This is a genomic window from Aurantiacibacter arachoides (assembly GCF_009827335.1).
In the GTDB taxonomy this organism is placed as follows: domain Bacteria; phylum Pseudomonadota; class Alphaproteobacteria; order Sphingomonadales; family Sphingomonadaceae; genus Alteraurantiacibacter; species Alteraurantiacibacter arachoides.
This window is the reverse complement of record NZ_WTYH01000001.1, coordinates 1,227,720-1,245,794: the sequence shown is the minus strand read 5'-3', so window position 1 is coordinate 1,245,794 and position 18,075 is coordinate 1,227,720. Positions and strand designations below refer to the sequence as shown.

General features: G+C 66.1%; 18 protein-coding genes. 10 read left to right on the top strand and 8 right to left on the bottom strand.

The features are described from left to right. Window positions 1-30: 30 nt before the first annotated feature. The 3 genes from gshB to rsmI are packed head-to-tail and all read right to left on the bottom strand — an operon-like array spanning window position 31 to window position 2,225. Complete coding sequence (gene gshB / locus GRI62_RS06040) at window positions 31-1,002, bottom strand: glutathione synthase (RefSeq protein ID WP_131452474.1); 972 nt, start codon at window positions 1,000-1,002, stop codon at window positions 31-33. Window positions 1,003-1,035: 33 nt separating this feature from the next. Beyond that, entirely contained in the window at window positions 1,036-1,386 is a 351-nt protein-coding gene (locus GRI62_RS06035; protein WP_131452473.1) for a YraN family protein, read from the bottom strand. Beyond that, the gene (gene rsmI / locus GRI62_RS06030; RefSeq protein ID WP_188669328.1) at window positions 1,383-2,225 is read right to left on the bottom strand and encodes a 16S rRNA (cytidine(1402)-2'-O)-methyltransferase; all 843 of its coding nucleotides are present in this window, start codon (window positions 2,223-2,225) and stop codon (window positions 1,383-1,385) included. The genes GRI62_RS06035 and rsmI overlap by 4 nt, the downstream gene beginning before the upstream one ends. Before the next feature lie 38 nt (window positions 2,226-2,263). On the opposite strand from rsmI, the gene GRI62_RS06025 reads away from it, so the two are divergent. Together GRI62_RS06025 and parE are read left to right on the top strand one after the other, a co-directional pair. Continuing rightward, the gene (locus GRI62_RS06025) at window positions 2,264-3,436 is read left to right on the top strand and encodes a penicillin-binding protein activator (RefSeq protein WP_131452471.1); all 1,173 of its coding nucleotides are present in this window, start codon (window positions 2,264-2,266) and stop codon (window positions 3,434-3,436) included. A 61-nt stretch (window positions 3,437-3,497) separates the two neighbouring features. Then, on the top strand, window positions 3,498-5,474 hold the full coding sequence (parE, locus tag GRI62_RS06020) for a DNA topoisomerase IV subunit B (RefSeq protein ID WP_131452470.1): 1,977 nt from the start codon (window positions 3,498-3,500) through the stop codon (window positions 5,472-5,474). Here the strand turns inward: parE and GRI62_RS06015 are convergent, their stop codons facing one another. Next, window positions 5,475-6,251 carry an alpha/beta hydrolase family protein gene (locus tag GRI62_RS06015; protein WP_131452469.1) on the bottom strand — a complete coding sequence of 259 codons (777 nt, stop codon included), beginning with the start codon at window positions 6,249-6,251 and terminating at the stop codon, window positions 5,475-5,477. Window positions 6,252-6,380: 129 nt separating this feature from the next. On the opposite strand from GRI62_RS06015, the gene GRI62_RS06010 reads away from it, so the two are divergent. Beyond that, window positions 6,381-7,652 carry a serine hydrolase gene (locus GRI62_RS06010; RefSeq protein WP_131452468.1) on the top strand — a complete coding sequence of 424 codons (1,272 nt, stop codon included), beginning with the start codon at window positions 6,381-6,383 and terminating at the stop codon, window positions 7,650-7,652. Between the two features lie 175 nt (window positions 7,653-7,827). Beyond that, window positions 7,828-8,193 (top strand): hypothetical protein, encoded by a 366-nt coding sequence (locus GRI62_RS06005; RefSeq protein ID WP_131452467.1) that lies wholly within the window; start codon window positions 7,828-7,830, stop codon window positions 8,191-8,193. Here GRI62_RS06005 and GRI62_RS06000 read toward each other — a convergent pair. Then, on the bottom strand, window positions 8,187-9,389 hold the full coding sequence (locus GRI62_RS06000; protein WP_131452466.1) for an exo-beta-N-acetylmuramidase NamZ family protein: 1,203 nt from the start codon (window positions 9,387-9,389) through the stop codon (window positions 8,187-8,189). The two genes, GRI62_RS06005 and GRI62_RS06000, sit on opposite strands and share 7 nt — an antisense overlap. Next, the gene (locus tag GRI62_RS05995) at window positions 9,386-9,853 is read right to left on the bottom strand and encodes a DOMON-like domain-containing protein (protein WP_234027377.1); all 468 of its coding nucleotides are present in this window, start codon (window positions 9,851-9,853) and stop codon (window positions 9,386-9,388) included. The genes GRI62_RS06000 and GRI62_RS05995 overlap by 4 nt, the downstream gene beginning before the upstream one ends. 141 nt (window positions 9,854-9,994) lie before the next feature. On the opposite strand from GRI62_RS05995, the gene tyrS reads away from it, so the two are divergent. The 6 genes from tyrS (at window position 9,995) to GRI62_RS05965 (ending at window position 15,768) form a co-directional block, all read left to right on the top strand. After that, the gene (tyrS, locus tag GRI62_RS05990) at window positions 9,995-11,227 is read left to right on the top strand and encodes a tyrosine--tRNA ligase (RefSeq protein ID WP_131452464.1); all 1,233 of its coding nucleotides are present in this window, start codon (window positions 9,995-9,997) and stop codon (window positions 11,225-11,227) included. Window positions 11,228-11,294: 67 nt separating this feature from the next. Continuing rightward, window positions 11,295-11,633 carry a PilZ domain-containing protein gene (locus GRI62_RS05985; RefSeq protein ID WP_131452463.1) on the top strand — a complete coding sequence of 113 codons (339 nt, stop codon included), beginning with the start codon at window positions 11,295-11,297 and terminating at the stop codon, window positions 11,631-11,633. Between the two features lie 76 nt (window positions 11,634-11,709). Further along, on the top strand, window positions 11,710-13,014 hold the full coding sequence (locus GRI62_RS05980; protein WP_131452462.1) for an MFS transporter: 1,305 nt from the start codon (window positions 11,710-11,712) through the stop codon (window positions 13,012-13,014). Beyond that, window positions 13,011-13,931, top strand: coding sequence for a cysteine synthase A (gene cysK, locus GRI62_RS05975; RefSeq protein WP_131452461.1), 921 nt, complete (start codon window positions 13,011-13,013; stop codon window positions 13,929-13,931). Before GRI62_RS05980 ends, cysK begins: the two co-directional genes overlap by 4 nt. Further along, complete coding sequence (locus GRI62_RS05970; protein WP_131452460.1) at window positions 13,928-15,079, top strand: FAD-dependent oxidoreductase; 1,152 nt, start codon at window positions 13,928-13,930, stop codon at window positions 15,077-15,079. Before cysK ends, GRI62_RS05970 begins: the two co-directional genes overlap by 4 nt. Further along, on the top strand, window positions 15,076-15,768 hold the full coding sequence (locus GRI62_RS05965; RefSeq protein ID WP_131452459.1) for a dienelactone hydrolase family protein: 693 nt from the start codon (window positions 15,076-15,078) through the stop codon (window positions 15,766-15,768). Before GRI62_RS05970 ends, GRI62_RS05965 begins: the two co-directional genes overlap by 4 nt. Here the strand turns inward: GRI62_RS05965 and GRI62_RS05960 are convergent. Continuing rightward, entirely contained in the window at window positions 15,765-17,504 is a 1,740-nt protein-coding gene (locus GRI62_RS05960; protein ID WP_131452458.1) for an acyl-CoA dehydrogenase C-terminal domain-containing protein, read from the bottom strand. The genes GRI62_RS05965 and GRI62_RS05960 overlap by 4 nt on opposite strands. Further along, window positions 17,501-17,878 (bottom strand): phosphoribosyl-AMP cyclohydrolase, encoded by a 378-nt coding sequence (hisI, locus tag GRI62_RS05955; RefSeq protein WP_131452457.1) that lies wholly within the window; start codon window positions 17,876-17,878, stop codon window positions 17,501-17,503. Before hisI ends, GRI62_RS05960 begins: the two co-directional genes overlap by 4 nt. Between the last annotated feature and the right edge of the window lie 197 nt (window positions 17,879-18,075).

Below are 18,075 nucleotides of genomic sequence, written 5' to 3'. Positions count from 1 at the left end.
GCCAGTAACGGCCAAGGCGCTGGTTCGGTCCTAAGCGCGTTCGCCGACCATCGCCGCGTGGCGGCGCTCCAGCGCATCCCAGATAAGACCCGGCGTGTCGGTGCCGTTAAACGCGTCGATGGAGACGATGCCGGTGGGGCTGGTGACGTTGATTTCGGTAAGCCACTCACCGCCGATCACGTCGATGCCGACAAAGGTCAGGCCGCGGCGTTTCAGGTCCGGCCCCATGGCGTCGCAGATTTCCTGCTCGCGCTCCGTCAGCTGCGTCGCCTCGGCGCTGCCGCCTTGCGCCAGGTTGGACCGGAACTCCCCTTCCCCCGGCCGCCGGTTGATCGCGCCTGCCACTTCGCCGTCGATCAGCACGATGCGTTTGTCGCCCTGGCTCACGCTGGGAAGGAACGGCTGCACCATGTGCGGTTCGGGCCAGGTCTGGTTGAACACCTCGAACAGGGCAGACAGGTTGGTGCCATCGGCATCGATGCGGAAGATCGCCTTGCCACCGTTGCCGTGCAGCGGCTTGACCACGATGGCGCCGTGTTTGCGCTGAAAGGCGCGCACGTCGTCCAGCACACGGGTGACGAGCGTGGGGGGCATGAAGCGCGCGTAATCCAGGACGTACATTTTCTCGGGCGCGTTGATCACCTCGCGCGGGTCGTTGCTGACAAGCGTCGTGCCCTTCAACCGGTCGAGCAGGAGCGCCGCACTGATGTAGCCGAGGTCGAACGGCGGATCCTGCCGCATGAGGACCACGTCGATGTCTGCGGCAAGATCGATCTTCTGCCGCTCTCCGGCGCGGAAATGCTCGCCCGGCACGCGCTGCACATGGCTGACGGGCCGCGCCCAGGCGCAGACCCTGCCGTCCTGCCAGCTCAGCGTCCTGACGTCATACTCCCACAGCGCGTGCCCGCGCGCCTGTGCCGCCAGCATCAGCGCGAACGAACTGTCGCCGGCGATGTTGACGGTTTCCAGCGGATCCATCTGGACAGCTACTCTTAGAGACATGGGTTTTCCGATCATCTTGCGCCGGGCGAACCCCTATGGCTGCCAGGCGTTGACGATGTGGCGGGGCTCCATGCCGGGCGCAAGCAGGATCACGTCGATGCGGATGTCTTCCCCGCCGGTAGCGTAGAGATGCGCCACGGCCCCGGTCGCGGCGGCAACGCGGGCGAGGCGGTGTTCGTCGATGGCGAAGTCCAGGTCGGCGGCGCGGTGCCGCCACTTGACCTCGACGAAAGCGACGAGGCCATGCGTCCGCGCGATCAGGTCGATCTCGCCCGCCTTGGTCTTTACCCGCCGGGCCAGCACCTCGTAGCCCTGCTGTTCCAGCCAGCGCGCGGCCCGGGCCTCGGCATCGCGGCCGCTGCTCTCGGCAAGCTGGCGCTTCATTCGCCCTTCAATTCCATCGCGCGGGCATAGAGCGCCTTGCGGTCGAGCCCGGTCACCCGGGCGACCTCGGCGACTGCGCGTGACGCCTTTTCGGTGCTGAGCAATTCGCGCAACATCGTGTCGGCGTCATCCTCGCTCGACACGGTTTCCACGGGCGGGCCGACGAGGAGCACGATCTCTCCCCGGGGCGGGTGCGCGGTGTAATGGTCAAGCAACGCTTCGGCGCTGCCGCTGCGACATTCCTCGTACAGTTTGGTCAGTTCCCGCGCCACGGCCACCTCGCGCCCCGGAAGGACGGCGGCAATGGCGGCGAGACTCTTCACCAGGCGCGGCGCGGTATCGAAGAAGATCAGGGTCGCCTGCACCCTGCCAAGCTCGGCCAGAACGTCTTGCCGGGCCTTGTCCTTGGACGGCAGGAACCCGGCGAACAGGAACCGGTCGTTGGGCAGGCCCGACAGCGCCAGCGCGGTAAGCGGCGCGTTTGCGCCCGGCAGCGCCGTGACCGGCAGGCCCGCGGCCCTCGCATCCTGCACCAACCGATAGCCGGGATCGGACACCAGCGGCATGCCCGCGTCGCTTACCAGCGCCACGGCGCGGGTCTTCATGGATTCCACCAGCCGCGCGCGATCGTTGGGGGCACTGTGATCGTCATAGCGCCACAGCGGTTTCGAAATGCCGAGATGACGCATCAGCTTGTGCGTGACGCGGGTATCTTCGCAGGCAATTCCGTCGCATCGCGCCAGCACGTCGGCGGCGCGCCTGGTGATGTCGCCAAGATTGCCAATCGGCGTCGCGACGATATACAAGCCGGGCGGGAGGGTCGCACTTTCATCGTTCACATGCGGACCCTTGGACGCGAGGGCAGGAGACGGCAAGCATGTTCGGCAAGGTGAAACGTCTCGTGATGGCCAGCCTGGGCGCGGTGACGCTGGCAGGCTGCGCGGTCATTCCCGGTGGTACCGATGCCCCGGTCTACAACGAACCCGTGGCGAACACGCCGCCGCCCGCACCATCCGCGCCCGATGCCGACCTGCTGCCGGCCGATACGGAGCGGCATCGCGTGGCGCTGCTGGTGCCTTTGTCGGGCAGCAACAGCGAGGTCGGCCAGTCGATCGCCAACGCTTCGACGATGGCGTTGCTCGATACCGGGGCCGATAACCTTCGCATCACCACCTACGATACCGGCAGCGGTGCGGCAGAGGCCGCGCGCCGCGCCGTGGCGGACGGCAATCGCCTGATCCTGGGCCCCTTGGTGCGGGACAACGTGGATCCGGTTCTGGCGGAGGCGCGCGGTGCCAACGTGCCGCTCATCACCTTTTCCAATGATGTATCGGTCGCGCAGGATGGCGTCTTCGTGATGGGGCACGTTCCTGACCAATCGGTCGCCCGGACCGCCGCCTTTGCCATCGCCCAGGGCGCGCGCACCTTTGCGGTGCTGGCCCCGCGCGGGGATTATGGCGACCGGGCGCTCAACGCGCTCGAGCAGGCGGTCACCGCACTTGGCGGACGCGTGGTGGGGATCGAGCGATACGATCGCAACAATACCTCGATCCTGTCCTCCGCAGACCGGCTGCGCGCGGCCGGGGGCTACGATACCGTGCTGATCGCCGATGGTGCGCGGCTTGCCGCGATGGCGGCCCCGCGCCTGAAGAATACAGGCGACGCGCTGCCCTCGATCATCGGCACCGAACTGTGGAGCCGGGAGGATGCCCTTACTCGCACCGGCGCCCTGCGCGGAGCCTGGTTCGCCGCCGTGCCCGATGCCCGCTATCGCCAGTTCGCGCAAAGTTACGCCTCGCGCTTCGGCGACCAGCCCTACCGCATCGCCACGCTTGGGTATGACGCGGTGCTGCTGACGCTGCGTCTCAGCCGTGACTGGCAGCCGGGCCGCGCGCTTCCCGCCGGGCTGCTGACCGACGCGGGCGGCTTCCTGGGACTGGACGGAGCGATCCGCTTCATGCCCGACGGCGTGGGCCAGCGGGCGCTGGAGGTCCGTCAGATCGGCAATGGCGCCTTTACCGTGGTCGATCCGGCGCCGACCGGGTTCTAGCGCCGGAAAAGCGCGTCCCCCGTCTTGAACGGAAGGATTCCTGCCGCCTATAGCCGGTGCCATGAGCGATGACCTGTTCCAGACCCTGCCGGCTTCGGGCGGCGATTACGATTCTTCCGCGATCGAGGTGCTGGAGGGGCTGGAGCCCGTTCGCCGTCGCCCCGGCATGTACATCGGCGGCACCGACGAGCGTGCCCTGCACCACCTCGCCGCAGAGGTGCTCGACAACTCCATGGACGAGGCGGTGGCCGGCCACGCCAACCGTATCGAGATGATGCTGGACGAAGGCAACCGGCTAACCATAACCGACAACGGCCGCGGGATGCCGGTGGACGAACACCCGAAATTTCCCGGCAAGTCCACGCTGGAAGTCATCATGACCACGCTGCATTCGGGCGGCAAGTTTTCCGGCAAGGCCTATGCCACCAGCGGCGGCCTGCACGGCGTTGGCGTCTCCGTCGTCAACGCGTTGTCCAGTCACACGCGGGTGGAAGTGGCGCGCAACAAGGAGGTCCACGCGCAGGAGTTTTCCCGCGGCAATCCGCAGGGTCCGCTGCACAAGGTGGGTGACACGCCCAACCGCCGCGGCACCAGCGTGACCTTCGTGCCCGACACTCAGATCTTCGGCGACCGCGCGTTCAAGCCGAAGCGGCTGTTCCAGCTCGCCCGGTCCAAGGCCTATCTCTACGCCGGGGTGGAGATCCGCTGGAAATGCGCGGCCGCGCTCGTCAGCGACGACGTGCCGGCAGAGGCGGTGTTCCAGTTCCCCGGCGGCCTTGCCGATCACCTGCGCGAACAGATCGGCGCGCGTGAATGCGTAACCGCGGATTTCTTCACCGGACGGCAGGACTTTGCCGACGATCAGGGCCGCGTCGAATGGGCTGTCGCCTGGCCGCTGTGGTCGGACGGCTCGACCAGCTGGTACTGCAACACCGTCCCCACGCCCGATGGCGGCACCCACGAGGCGGGCCTGCGCGGCGCGCTGACGAAGGGCCTGCGGGCTTTCGGTGAACTGACCGGCGTGAAAAAGGCCAAGGACATCACCGCCGACGACGTGATGACCGGCGCGGAGATCATGCTCAGCGTGTTCATCCGCGACCCGCAGTTCCAGAGCCAGACCAAGGACCGGCTGACCAGCCCGGAAGCCACGCGCCTGGTAGAGAACGCGGTGCGCGATCATTTCGATCATTTCCTGGCAGACAACATGGATCGCGGCCGCGCCCTGCTGGGCAGCGTGATGGAGCGCATGGACGAACGTCTGAAGCGCAAGCAGGAACGCGAGATCAAGCGCAAGACGGCGACAAATGCCAAGAAGCTGCGCCTGCCCGGCAAGCTGACCGATTGTTCGGGCGAGACCGATGCCGAGACCGAACTGTTCATCGTGGAAGGCGACAGCGCCGGTGGCAGCGCCAAGCAGGCGCGCAATCGCAAGACCCAGGCCATCCTGCCGATCCGCGGCAAGATCCTGAACGTTGCCAGCGCCAGCGCCGACAAGATCCGCGCCAATTCCGAGATCGCCGACCTGACGCTCGCCTTCGGTTGCGGCACGCGCAAGGATTATGACGAGGAAGCGCTGCGGTACGACAAGATCGTCATCATGACCGATGCCGATGTCGACGGCGCGCACATCGCCACGTTGCTGATGACGTTCTTCTTCCAGGAGATGCCTGAGCTGGTGAGGAACGGTCACCTCTACCTCGCCCAGCCGCCGCTTTACCGCCTGACCGCCAACAAGGAGAGCATCTACGCCCGCGACGACGCGCACCGCGCGGAAATCGAAGCCGGGCTGTTCAAGGGCAAGAAGGTGGAAGTCAGCCGGTTCAAGGGCCTCGGCGAAATGAACCCCGCCCAGCTGCGCGAGACGACGATGGACCCGGCCAGCCGCACCCTCACGCGCATCACGCTGCCCGCCGAACACCAGGATCGGCACGCGGTGAAGGAACTGGTCGACCAGTTGATGGGCCGCAACCCCGAACACCGTTTCAACTTCATCCAGAACCGCGCCGGCGAAGTGGACCGCGACCTGATCGACGCCTGATTATCCCTGCGGCATCGGCAGGTAATGGCGCGCCCAGGCGGCGATCATGCCGGCGGCGAACTCAGCGTCACGAGCGCTCAGCAGCAAGTGGTCCGCATTGTCGAGGCTGACGAAGCTCTTGGGATGCATGGCCGCGGCAAACAGCTCTGCGGCGTTTTCGACGCCCACCGTCTGATCGAGCGGGCTGTGCAGGAACATCGTCGGCACCCGCAATCGCGCAACCTCGGCGACGAGATCGATCCGCAGCGCATCCTCCACGAACTTGCGGGTGACGGCAAAGGGCCGCCCTGCGATGCTGACGTGGCCATCACCGTCCCGGCGAATGGCAGCAAGGTCGCCCTCGATCCGTTCCAGCACATGCGGCACGTCCGCCGGGGCCCCGATGGTGGCCACCGCGGCCACGGCGCCTTCCCCGATTTCGTCCACGGCGCTGAGCACCGCCGAGCCGCCCAGGCTGTGCCCGACAAGCAGCAATGGTCCGCCGAACCGCTCGACCAGGAAACGCGCAGCCGCCACCAGATCGGCCACGTCGCCGACAAAGCCGTCGCGACCAAACTCGCCCTCGCTGCCGCCAAGGCCGGTGAAATCAAAGCGCAAGGTCGCCAGCCCCTCTGCCGCCAGGGCGCGGGTCACGTTGACCGCTGCAAGGCTCTGCCGGCCACAGGTGAAGCAATGCGCAAACAGGGCAGCACCGTGCGGAAGGCCATCCGACAACTCGAGCGAACCGGCCAGCTCCTGTCCGTCGGCGCCGGTAAAAGTGACGGATTGCGACGGCATCGGGTTTCCTCGCGTGGGATGGGAACGGGGGGTAACTAGCAGGCCCTGCCACCAGCGGAAACGATCGGCATTGACCCGTCCGCATCGGCAGCCGCATATCAGGTTGCTGCAACGGGAGGAAATGTGCCGATGATGTTTCGTGTTCTGGCGCCACTGGCGCTGATTGCCACACCCGTGGCCGCGCACGCACAGGACGTGAACCAGCGCGCTGCGGACATTGCGGCCGTCATGCAAGGCGATGCGTCCTATGCCGAGGTGTTCGATGCCGCCTTTACCTCGCAGATCGCCGAACCGCAGTTCCGCGCCCTGGTCGATCAGCTGGAATCGCAGCACGGGGCTCTGGTCGGTGTCGAGAGCATCGAGCCCATCTCCGCCACGATCGCCAACGTCTCGCTCCGGTTCGAGCGCGCGATTGCCGCGGGCGTGTTCCAGCTCGCCACCGATCCGCCCTATCGCGTGGTCGGCTACCGCATCACCGGCGTGACGCAGACTGACGATAGTGCGGAGGCCTTGCTGGCGGACGTGCAGGCGCTGCCGGGCGCTGCCTCCATACTGGTCACACCGCTGAACGGCGGCCCGCCCCTGCTCTCCTACAATGCGGATCGCCCGCTCGGTCTCGGCTCGACGTTCAAGCTCTACGTCCTGTCCGCGCTTGCCCGGCAGATCGCAGACGGGCAGCACAGCTGGGATGAGGTCGTGCCGCTGACCGTTCGCAGCTATCCTTCCGGCGTGACCCAGTCCTGGCCGCAGGGCGCGCCTGTCACGCTGCATACTCTGGCAACGCTGATGATCTCGATCAGCGACAACACCGCCACCGACCAGCTGATCGCTGTCGTGGGCCGGGAGGCGGTGGAGGCCGAGGTCGTCGCATCGGGCCATGCGGATCCCGCCTTGCTGAGCCCTTTCATGACCACGCGCGAACTGTTCGTGATGAAGTCGGCGTCGGCACAGGATCGCGTCGACCTTATCGCCAACTATCGCGCCGGCGATGCCGCCACGCGCCGCCAGATCCTGGCCGGGCTTGCCGGGACGCAGCGTGATCTTGCCGCGATCGAAGCTGCCTTTTCGGGCAATCCCGTTGCCATCGACGTGGAGTGGCTGGCATCGGGGCAGGACGTGACGAACGTCATGCGCCGCCTGGCCGCGCTCGACGATCCAACCGCGCGGGAGATCATGGCGGTGAACCCTGCCGTTAGCCCGGCCATCGCCAGCGATTTTTCCTACGTCGGCTACAAGGGCGGATCGGAACCCGGCGTGCTCAACATGAGCTGGCTGTTGCAGGATCGTGACGGAGCATGGAAGGTGGCGACGCTAGGGTGGAACAATCCTGACGCGACGGTCGACCTGCCGGCATTCAATGCCCTCGCCCTGCGCGCGGTTGCGCTGGCCGGGGGTGAGTAAGGTTCAGAGCCCTGGATCCGTCCCCGTCCCGCTCCCCGAAAGAACGTTAGAAGGCAATTGTCTCTACAGCGTCTGGCACTGGCGTCGATCGCATCGACGTGCGCAAGGCGCGTAGCTGACCGGTTTGCGTCACAGGCCGCTCCATGATAATTTCGTCGGCAAGAGGAGTTTACGCATGCCACACCTCATTCCCGTCATCACCATGCTGGCCGCCGCGCCGATGCTGGGCGCAAAGATAGCTCCGCAAGAAGCCCCTCAGGCCCCCACCTTCGTGCCACAGTTCGGGCCCCAACTTGGCGAGCTCACCCTAGCCGAGGTGCAGTCGCTCGTGCGTGAGTGCGATGACCGGACGTGGCAGGCCGTGCAACGCGATCGCGGCCAGCCGTTGCTGGACCGTCGCCCTGCCGATCCGGACGAGCCGCTCCTGTTCAAGGCCGTCGACCATGAGGTCGAAGGTTGCGCTGTCCTGCTGGTCGGCGATGGCGACATCCGCCCCCTTCCCGCCCCGCAGGAAGGTCCGTTGCTGCAGCCCGCTCAGTAAAGCAGCAGGTCCGCGATTTCCGCACGCCAGTGCGCCTCGTCAGGCGCAGCCAAGGCGTCCAGATCACCGGGGGTAGACGCCGCGTCATCCACCCATGCGCGCAACGCGGGCCCGCCGTTGATCACATCGATGGCGAGCACGTCGTCGGTGTATTCATACTTGAAGTCCTTGCCGCGCCAGATCGGATAATCCGGATAGAGCCTGCGGATGGCCTTGAAGGCCAGTGCCTGCAATCGCCACGGGCGGAAGGCGTCGTGATCGTAGAACGGTCCTTCGGCGTGGATCATCAGGGCATTGCACAGCCGGTGTGCGTGCTTGTGGAACGTCGGCTCGAACCAGCACTCGCGAATGGCGGACCCTGCAAGCCAGGCCGGTGCGAAGCGGCGCATTTCGGCGAGCACGGCCTGCGCGTCGATGTCCGGGGCGCCGAACAGCACCTCCAGAGGCCGCGTGGTGCCGCGCCCTTCGCTCAGCGTCGCGCCTTCGATCATTACCGTGCCGGCATAGGCGCGCGCCATATTCAGGTTGGCAGCATTGGGCGATGGGTTGATCCACACCCGGTCGGTCGGCCATCCGTGCCCCGGCCCCTCGGGCAGCCAATGATGCATCGCGATGACGCGGTAATCGACATCGAGGCCGAAGTGGCGGATGAACCAGTGGCCCATCTCCCCCATCGTAAGCCCGTGGCGCATGGGCATGGGCGCAGCGCCCACGAAGCTTTCGTGGCCGGGCACCAGCAGCGTGCCTTCCACCGGGCGGCCCGCGGGGTTGGGCCGATCCAGCACCCACACGCTCTTCCCATGCCGTGCCGATTCTTCCAGCAGATAGAGCAGCGTGGTGACAAAGGTATAGATGCGGCAGCCCAGGTCCTGCAGGTCGAACAGGAACACGTCCGCGCTCGACATCATCTGACCCGTAGGCCGCCGCACCTCGCCGTAGAGGCTGAATACGGGGATACCGTAATGCGGATCGGTCTCGTCCGCCGTTTCCACCATGTTGTCCTGCTTGTCACCCTTCAGCCCGTGCTGCGGGCCAAAGGCGCTGGTGACGTTGACCCCTGCCGCGATAAGCGCATCGAGGCTGTGGGTGAGGTCAGCCGTGACCGAGGCGGGGTGCGCGACGAGCGCCACCCGCTTGCCGGAAAGCTGGTTCAGCAGATCAGGTTCGGTGAGGAGCCGGTCGATTCCGAATTTCATGCAGCGCGGGTTCGCGCAAGACCGGCCTCGAAGCAAGCCGGATCGTGGAAATCGGGCTTTTCCTTGTGATGCGACAGTGCCCAGTAGCTTTTCACCCCACCCGCTTCCTCCAGCACGGCGGCAAGGCCGATGGAGCACGGCGGGCCGGGCAGCTGGATCCGGGGCAGCGCGGCATCGAAGATGGTGATCGACTGGCCGGTGCGGATGGAACACGCGGGTTCGCGCGCGAATTCGCGCTGGCTCATCCCTTCGCGATAATCGGTGAAATCATAGGCCGCCCAGCGTTCTGACGGAGACAGGTTGAACTCGCTGTAACCAGGCGTGCCGTCCCTGGGCATGATAAACAGCTCGAAACAGGTGGTCTGCCACAGATCGTCCGCGCGGCCCTTGCCAGCGAACGAAGGCACCACGAGTTTCTCCGACCCGTCGATGCGCCAGCGCACGCGCATCCACGCGTCCGTCATCGACAGGATCTTGGCTTCTACCCGGCGAATGCCAAGCGGTGAGTGCGCCGCATGTGCGACCAGTTCATGCGTTTGCAAGCAGGCAACCCCGTGCTACCGCCCCCCGTCCCTAACCCATGTAAAGACGCCAAATCCCCCGACATGACGACCTACGATTCCGATTTGCTGTCGCTGCTATCCGAACGCGGATATGTCCACCAGTTAACGAATGCTGCGGGACTGGATGCCCTGGCCGTGCGACAAACCGTGCCCGGCTACATCGGGTTCGATGCCACCGCGCCCAGCCTTCACGTGGGGTCACTGGTGCAGATCATGATGCTGCGGCGTTTGCAGCAGACCGGGCACAAGCCGATCGTCCTGATGGGCGGCGGCACCACGCGCATCGGCGATCCGACCGGGCGCGACGAAAGCCGCAAGATGCTGAGCGACGAGGCGATCGAGGCCAACATCGCCGGCATCCGCACCGTGTTCGAGAAGCTGCTGACGTTTGGAGACGGGCCGACCGACGCCGTGATGGTCAACAATCACGACTGGCTAGGCGGGCTGGGCTACATCGAGATGCTGCAGAAGGTCGGCACGCATTTCACCGTCAACCGGATGCTGTCGTTCGATTCAGTTAAATTGCGGCTCGACCGCGAGCAGCCGATGACCTTCCTCGAATTCAACTACATGATCCTGCAGGGCTACGATTTCCGGCACCTGGCGCAGGAAATGGGCGCGCGGTTGCAGATGGGCGGCAGCGACCAGTGGGGCAACATCGTCAACGGCGTGGAACTGGGCCGGCGGATGGACGGGACCGAACTGTTCGGCCTCACCACCCCGCTGCTCACCACGGCGGACGGCGCCAAGATGGGCAAGACCGCCGCAGGGGCCGTCTGGCTGAACGAGGCGCAACTGCCGACCTACGATTTCTGGCAGTTCTGGCGCAACACCGACGACCGGGACGTGGGCCGCTTCCTCAAGCTGTTCACCGACGTGCCGCTGGACGAGATTGCCCGGCTCGAGGCGCTGACCGGCAGCGAGATAAACCAGGCCAAGATTATCCTGGCGGACGAGGTGACCAGGCTGGTTCGCGGCGACAGCGCCGCCGCCTCCGCCCGCGCAACGGCCGAGCAGACGTTCAGCGGCGGGGGCACCGGGGACGATCTGCCAGTGCTGGTGGTGCCAGCCGACGGCATCCGCATGGCGGCGGCCCTGACCGATCTCGGCTTCACCGCCTCCAACGGCGAGGCAAAACGCAAGCTGGCAGAAGGCGCGGTCAAGCTGGACGGCGAGACGATCACTGACGCCGCACACCTGGTGGAAGTGGCGCCTGGCGCGGAGCTGCGCCTGAGCCTCGGCAAGAAGCGGCACGCGGTTCTGCGCAGGGGCTGACTTTAGCAAAAATTCACATCTGCCTGCCAAACCGGTTCCGGATCCAATACAAGGGAGTTTGTGGACCATGGCAGGGGGAGCCCAGTTGTCGGTTACCGACATGCGCCGCGCATCGCGCCATCCGGTCGACTATCCGGTCATTGCCGAACATCTGCTGCACGGCGATATCAAGCTGCATGTCTCGAACATTTCCGCTCACGGCTTCATGGTCGACAAGGCCCCAGACCTTGATCGCGGAGACCGGCTGATCATCCGCCTTCCCTCCGTTGGCCGGATAGAGGCCTATTGCATCTGGAAGACCGAAGAGCGCGCGGGCATGCAGTTCGAACGCATCATCCGGCTCGACGATTTCCAGGCCATGATCCAGGAAATGCAGCCCAATCCGGCGTTGCGCCGTCGCCATTGACACGCGCGGCTGAGCTTCGCCCCTTTCAATTTTAGCTAGCTTGGCATTGCGACAAGGCGGTGCCATTGGCGCTGGCGTGACCGAACCCACCAGCCCGCTGCAAATCCCCGATTATCGGCGCTACTGGGTGGCCCGGTTCCTGGCCGTGTTCGCCACCATTTCGATGGTAGTGCTGCTGGGTTACCAGACCTACGACATGGCCCGTGCCGACTATGGCATGACGCGGCCTCAGGCGGCGTTTCAGCTGGGCCTGCTGGGCCTGGTGCAATTCGTGCCGCTGATGCTGCTGACCCCGCTGGCCGGGCTCGCCGCCGATCGCTTCGATCGCCGCCGCGTGGTGCTGGCGGCGAACCTGGTGGACTGCTTCATCGCCGCCGCGCTCGCCTGGATGACCTGGCAGGATGCGCTGACACTGCCGATCATCTTTTCGCTCGCCGCGCTGCACGGCGGGGCGCGGGTGTTCAACGGTCCGGCCCTGTCCGCCATCGCGCCCAACATCGTGCCAGCCCGGCTGCTGCCGCGGGCGATCGCGTTCGGTTCGATTGCCTGGCAGGCTGGCTCGGTCATCGGACCGTTCGCTGGCGGACTCATGTTCGAATACGAGCGCGCCCTGCCCTACGGCGTATCAGTCGTCCTGCTGCTGCTGTCCGGCGGCCTGATCTCCACCATTCGTCCCGTGCGGGCAAAGCACGAAGGGCCGCCCATCCACCCCTTGCGCCAGATGGCGGACGGCTTCCGCTTCGTAACGAAGGAGCGCTTCCTCCTGGGCTGCATCACGCTGGACCTGTTCGCCGTCATCCTTGCGGGGGCGACGGCCCTGCTGCCGGTCTATGCCCGCGATATCCTGTATGTGGGCGCGGACGGGCTCGGCCTGATGCGCGGGGCCATTGCGCTGGGCGCGGCGCTGGTGGCGCTCGGCCTCTCGTTCCGCCCGCTGGAGAACAACGTCGGCGTCAAGATGCTGTGGGCGGTGGTGGTGTTCGGCGGTGCGACCATTGCCTTTGCCGTGTCGGAGAACTTCTATCTGTCGCTGGCGTTGCTCGTGGTCCTGGGCGCGACGGACATGATTTCGGTCTTCATCCGCACGTCGTTGGTGCAGCTTTACACGCCGGATCACATGCGCGGGCGGGTCTCCTCAATTTCGGGGCTGGCGATCTCTGCCTCCAACGAACTGGGCGAGTTGCAATCGGGCGTTGCCGCGGCAATGCTGGGAACGGTCGGCGCGGTGATCTTCGGCGGAGTCGGCGCGATCGTGGTGACGGCGCTGTGGGCCGTGATCTTTCCGGAACTTCGCCGCGCGCGAACCTTTGCCGTCAAGTACGATGAGGCACCGACCAGACGGACCGCCGAAGCCATCGAAGAAAGTGAGCCAGCCCCATGAAATTCGACAATGTCCTGCAATCCATCGGCAACACGCCGCACATCCGCCTTTCGCGCCTGTTCCCCGATCACGAGGTCTGGGTGAAATCCGAACGCGCCAATCCCGGCGGATCCATCAAGGACCGGATCGGCCTCGCAATGGTGGAGGCTGCGGAGCGCGACGGCACGCTCAAGCCCGGCGGGACGATCATCGAACCGACCAGCGGCAACACCGGCATCGGCCTCGCCATGGTGGCAGCCGTCAAGGGCTACAAACTCGTCCTCGTCATGCCCGAAAGCATGAGCATAGAGCGCCGCCGCCTGATGCTGGCCTATGGCGCCAGTTTCGACCTGACGCCTAAGGAAGGCGGGATGAAGGGCGCCATCGCGCGCGCGCAGGAACTGGTTGCTCAGACCGAGGGCGCATGGATGCCCAGCCAGTTCGACAACGAGGCGAACTACCGCGTTCATGCCGAAACCACGGCCCGCGAAATCCTCGCCGATTTCGCCGACAGTCCGATCGATGCGATGATCACGGGCGTTGGCACCGGCGGCCATATCACCGGCTGTGCCGAGGTGCTGAAGGCGCAGTGGCCCCGGATGAAGGCCTTCGCGGTGGAACCCGCGCTTTCGCCCGTCATCGGCGGCGGCCAGCCCGGTCCGCATCCGATCCAGGGCATCGGTGCCGGGTTCATTCCGGGCAACCTGCACACCCAGGTTATCGATGGCGCCATCCAGGTGGATGCCGAGGCGGCCAAGGACATGGCGCGGCGCTGCGCGGCGGAAGAAGGCATCCTCGTCGGCATCTCCAGCGGAGCGACGCTGGCCGCGATCCGGCAGAAGCTGGGCGAACTCGATGCCGGCTCGCGCGTGCTCGGCTTCAACTACGATACCGGCGAGCGGTATCTGTCCGTGCCCGACTTCCTGCCGACCGAGTGAGCGGCCCGGGCATCGATCGGCGCCACCTCCTCGTGGGCGGTGGCGCTGGCCTGCTGACGGCGTGCGCCCCGGCGGTTGTCAGCCGCCCCGGCCTTGCGGTGCCGGTCACCACGCCCGCACTTGCCCCGATACGCTTCGATCCGGCGCGGCTGATGCGTGTGACGGTATGCCTGCGCCCGTTTCGCGCCGCCGGACCGCGGCTCGAGGCGGAGCGCATGGCCGACAAGCTGGTGGTGCACAACTATGGCCATGGCGGTTCGGGCTGGTCGCTCAGCTGGGGATGCGCCGAGGAAGCGGCAACGCTCGCCCTGTCAGGCGAAGCGAGGCTGGTGGCGGTGATCGGTGCGGGCGTGATCGGCATCACGACCGCGCTGCGCCTGGTCCAGGCGGGCGCCCAGGTAACGCTGTATGCAGCAGAATTATTGCCCGACACCCGCTCCGCCCGCGCCACGGGGGTCTGGTCGCCATCCAGTCGCATCGGGCTGACGAGTGCGATGGACGATGCTGCTCGCGCGCGATGGGAAAGCTGGGCACGGCGATCGTGGACGGTCCACCAGCAATACGTTGGCCTGTCGGGAAATCCGGTCGAGTTTCTGACGCAGTACAATTTTTCCGGCGGGGAGGAGCCAGACGTATCGCCCGCTCGGCCATGGGCACATCTCGGCAGCCGCCTGCGCGACATCAACCCGCGTTGGCCCATGCTGGAGGGCGCCGCGAGCCCCTTCGCACCGCACGATGTGCGCAGTGGGGAGACGATGGTGTTCAATGTCTCCGAATACGCCGACCGGCTGCAAGCGGCCTTCCTGGCGCACGGGGGAAAAATGGTGCGCCGCCGGTTCCCGGACCGCGCCGCCATCCTCGCCCTGGCCGAGCCGGTCGTCGTCCACTGCACCGGTTACGGAGCGCGTGAGGTGTGGGGCGACGAAAGCCTCGTCCCCGTGCGCGGCCAGATCAACTGGCTGATGCCACAGCCAGACGCCCGCTACGCGATCTACTACGATGCGGTGCAGGCCGTTTCGCGCCGCGATGGCGTGGTGGTGCAGTATCTCGGCCCGAACGACGACTGGGGCTATGGCGATCCCGAAGAGGTGCCAGATCCAGCGGAAACCACGCGGGCGCTATCCCGGTTGAGGAGACTTTTTACATGACGGCGGAGCCCATTGCCTATGCTGACGGGGAAACCTCGCTGACCGGGCACCTCTATCGCCCCGCCGGCAATCCTCGCGCCGCCGTGCTGGTGTTCCCGACGATCATGAACCCGACGCCTGCCGTGGAGGCCAAGGCGCGGGCGCTGGCGGAGGCAGGCTACCTGGCGCTGGTCGCCGATTTCTACGGCAAGCGGCCTGGCGACCTCGACGCGGCGCGGCAATTCGCGCTGGAGATACGCCACACGCCACTCGCCTATCGCCAGCGCCTGCGCGCCGCGCTGCGTGCCCTGGTCGCACAGGCGCCGGACCTGCCGATCTGCGTGATCGGCTTCTGCATGGGCGGCCAGGCCGCGCTCGAATTGGCGCGTGACGGTGCGCCGGTGGCGGCCGTGGTCAGTTTCCACGGCCTGCTCGACACCCAGTTGCCCGCCGAGCCCGGCACGGTTACGGCGCGCATCCTCGTCTGCCACGGCGATGCCGATCCGATGGTGCCGCGCGGACAGGTGCTTAAATTCTGGGAGGAAATGGACCGCGCCGGGGCCGACTGGCATTTCCATTCCTACGCCGGTGTGCGCCACGGCTTCACCAACCCCGCGCCGACCGAGAACCCCGCCACCGGCTACGACGCCAGCGCCGACCGGCAGAGCTGGGCCGCGATGCTAAGCCTGTTCGATGAGATATTGGCCTAGCTTCGCGCGAAAGCCTCTGCGGGCAGGGCCATCAGGTTCTCAGAGCCCGCCTCCACCCGCCGCCGCAGCACTGCGGTCTCTGGCAATGCGCGCTCGGCATAATGACGGGCGGTGATCGACTTGGCGCGAGCGAAATCATCGTCTCGGCCCTCGGCCCAGCGCGCCATTTTCGCCCACATCCACCCGGTCGCCAGCACGCCGATCATCTGCATGAAAGCATATGCTCCTGCGCCAGCGTTATCAGGATCTTCGCCCGCGTGGGCGAGAAACCACGCGAGGGTGAGGCGAGCATCCTCCAGGCTGTCGCGTAGAGGGCGGCGCACGCCATCGGGCGCTTCGTACGCGGCTTTCTCGACCAGATCGAAAAAGAGGCGAGCCGTCTTGCCACCTTCCCGCAGGACCTTGCGGTTGACGAGGTCCATCGCCTGCACCCCGTTGGCGCCTTCATAGATCATGCCGATCCGCGCATCGCGCACGATCTGCTCGATGCCCCACTCCTTCACATAGCCGTGCCCGCCGAAGACCTGCTGCATCGCCACCGCCGTCTCGAACCCGCGATCGGTGCCGTAGGCCTTGATCACGGGCGTCAGGAAACCGACCAGCGCGTCCGCCTCGGCATCGCCGCCATGGGCGCGGTCGATCTGCATTGCGGTCCATAGCACCAGCGCGCGAAAGCCCTCGGTAAAGGCGCGCGCATCCATCAGCATCCGGCGCACGTCGGGATGAACGAGCAGGCTGTCCGCCGCCTCGTCCGGGTCGGAGCGCGGGCCCGCTGCCCTGCCCTGCATCCGCTCGGTCGCGTAGGATACGGCGCGCTGGTAGGCGTGCTCGGCGTTCGCTAGCCCCTGCACGCCCACGCCGAGCCGGGCGGCGTTCATCATGATGAACATGGCACCCAGCCCCGCGTTCGCCTCACCCACCAGCCACCCGGTCGCGCCGTCGAAGTGCATTGCGCAGGTAGCCGATCCGTTCAGCCCCATCTTGTGCTCGATCCCCGCACAGGCGAGCGTGTTGCGCTCCCCATCGGGCAGGACCTTGGGCACGAGGAACAGCGATATTCCGCGCGAACCGGCGGGTGCATCGGGTAGACGTGCCAGCACGAGGTGGACAATGTTCGCGGTCAGATCGTGTTCGCCGCCCGAAATGAAGATCTTTTCACCCGTGACGGCGTAGGTGCCGTTTCCCCGCGGCTCTGCTCGGGTGCGCATGAGGCCGAGATCGGTGCCCGCGTGCGCCTCGGTCAGCGCCATGGTGGCCAGCCACTCACCGCTGACCATCTTTGGCAGGTAGGTGTCCTTCAGATGCTCGCTGCCGGCCGCCATCACGGTACTTGTCGCGCCCGGCAGAATGCCCGGGTACATCATGAAGCCGGGGCAGGCGGAATTCATGTACTCCTCGAACACGGTGCCCAGCACATGGGGCATCCCTTGCCCGCCATACTGTTCGGGCAGGGTCAGTGTCTGCCAGCCGGCCTCGACCAGCATGGCATATGCCTCGGGGAAGCCCTGGGGCGTGGTGACGCTGCCATCGGCGTGGCGGGTGCAGCCTTGCGCGTCTGCCACGCGGTTGAGCGGAGCGATCACATCCTCGCAGAACCGGCCCATGCCCTCGCAAAGCGCATCGAGCGTGGTCGCGTCGAGCCCGTCGTAGCCGTGCAACGCCTGTTGGTCCGGCACGCCGAGAATCTCGGTCAGCACGAACAGGGTATCACGCACGGGCGCAGTCCAGCCGGTCATGCGGCGACAGGCGCCGGCGCCAGTGTCTCACCATCCAGCCTTCGATAGAAGCAACTGCGCGCTCCGGTATGGCAGGCGGGGCCGGCCGGCGTGACCTTCAACACCAGCGCATCCTGGTCGCAATCGACGCGTATTTCCATGACGCGCAGGATGTTGCCCGATGTCTCACCCTTCTTCCACAAGGCGTTGCGGCTGCGCGAGTGGAAATGGGCAATCCCGGTTTCCTGCGTGGCGGCCAGCGCCTCGTCATCCATGAAGGCAACCATCAGCACTTCGCCGGTATCCGCGTCCTGCACGACGGCACTCAGCAGCCCGGCGGCATCGAACTTCGGCATGAAGGCGGTGCCCTGTTCTCTCGTCACATCAGTGGAAATTGGCCTGGCCTTTCACATTCGTAAAGTGGGTTGCACATCGCATACGCGAATGTTGCACGATAATCACAACAGGCCTTCAAAATCCATCCCAGGTAACGAAGCCGGTTTGCTTACGTACCTTTCGGTGGAATGAATGGCTCTCGGCCTGACGAGCCGGACTTCGTTGAAGTGCCAGTCATGGCCGAGGACGGGGGGAG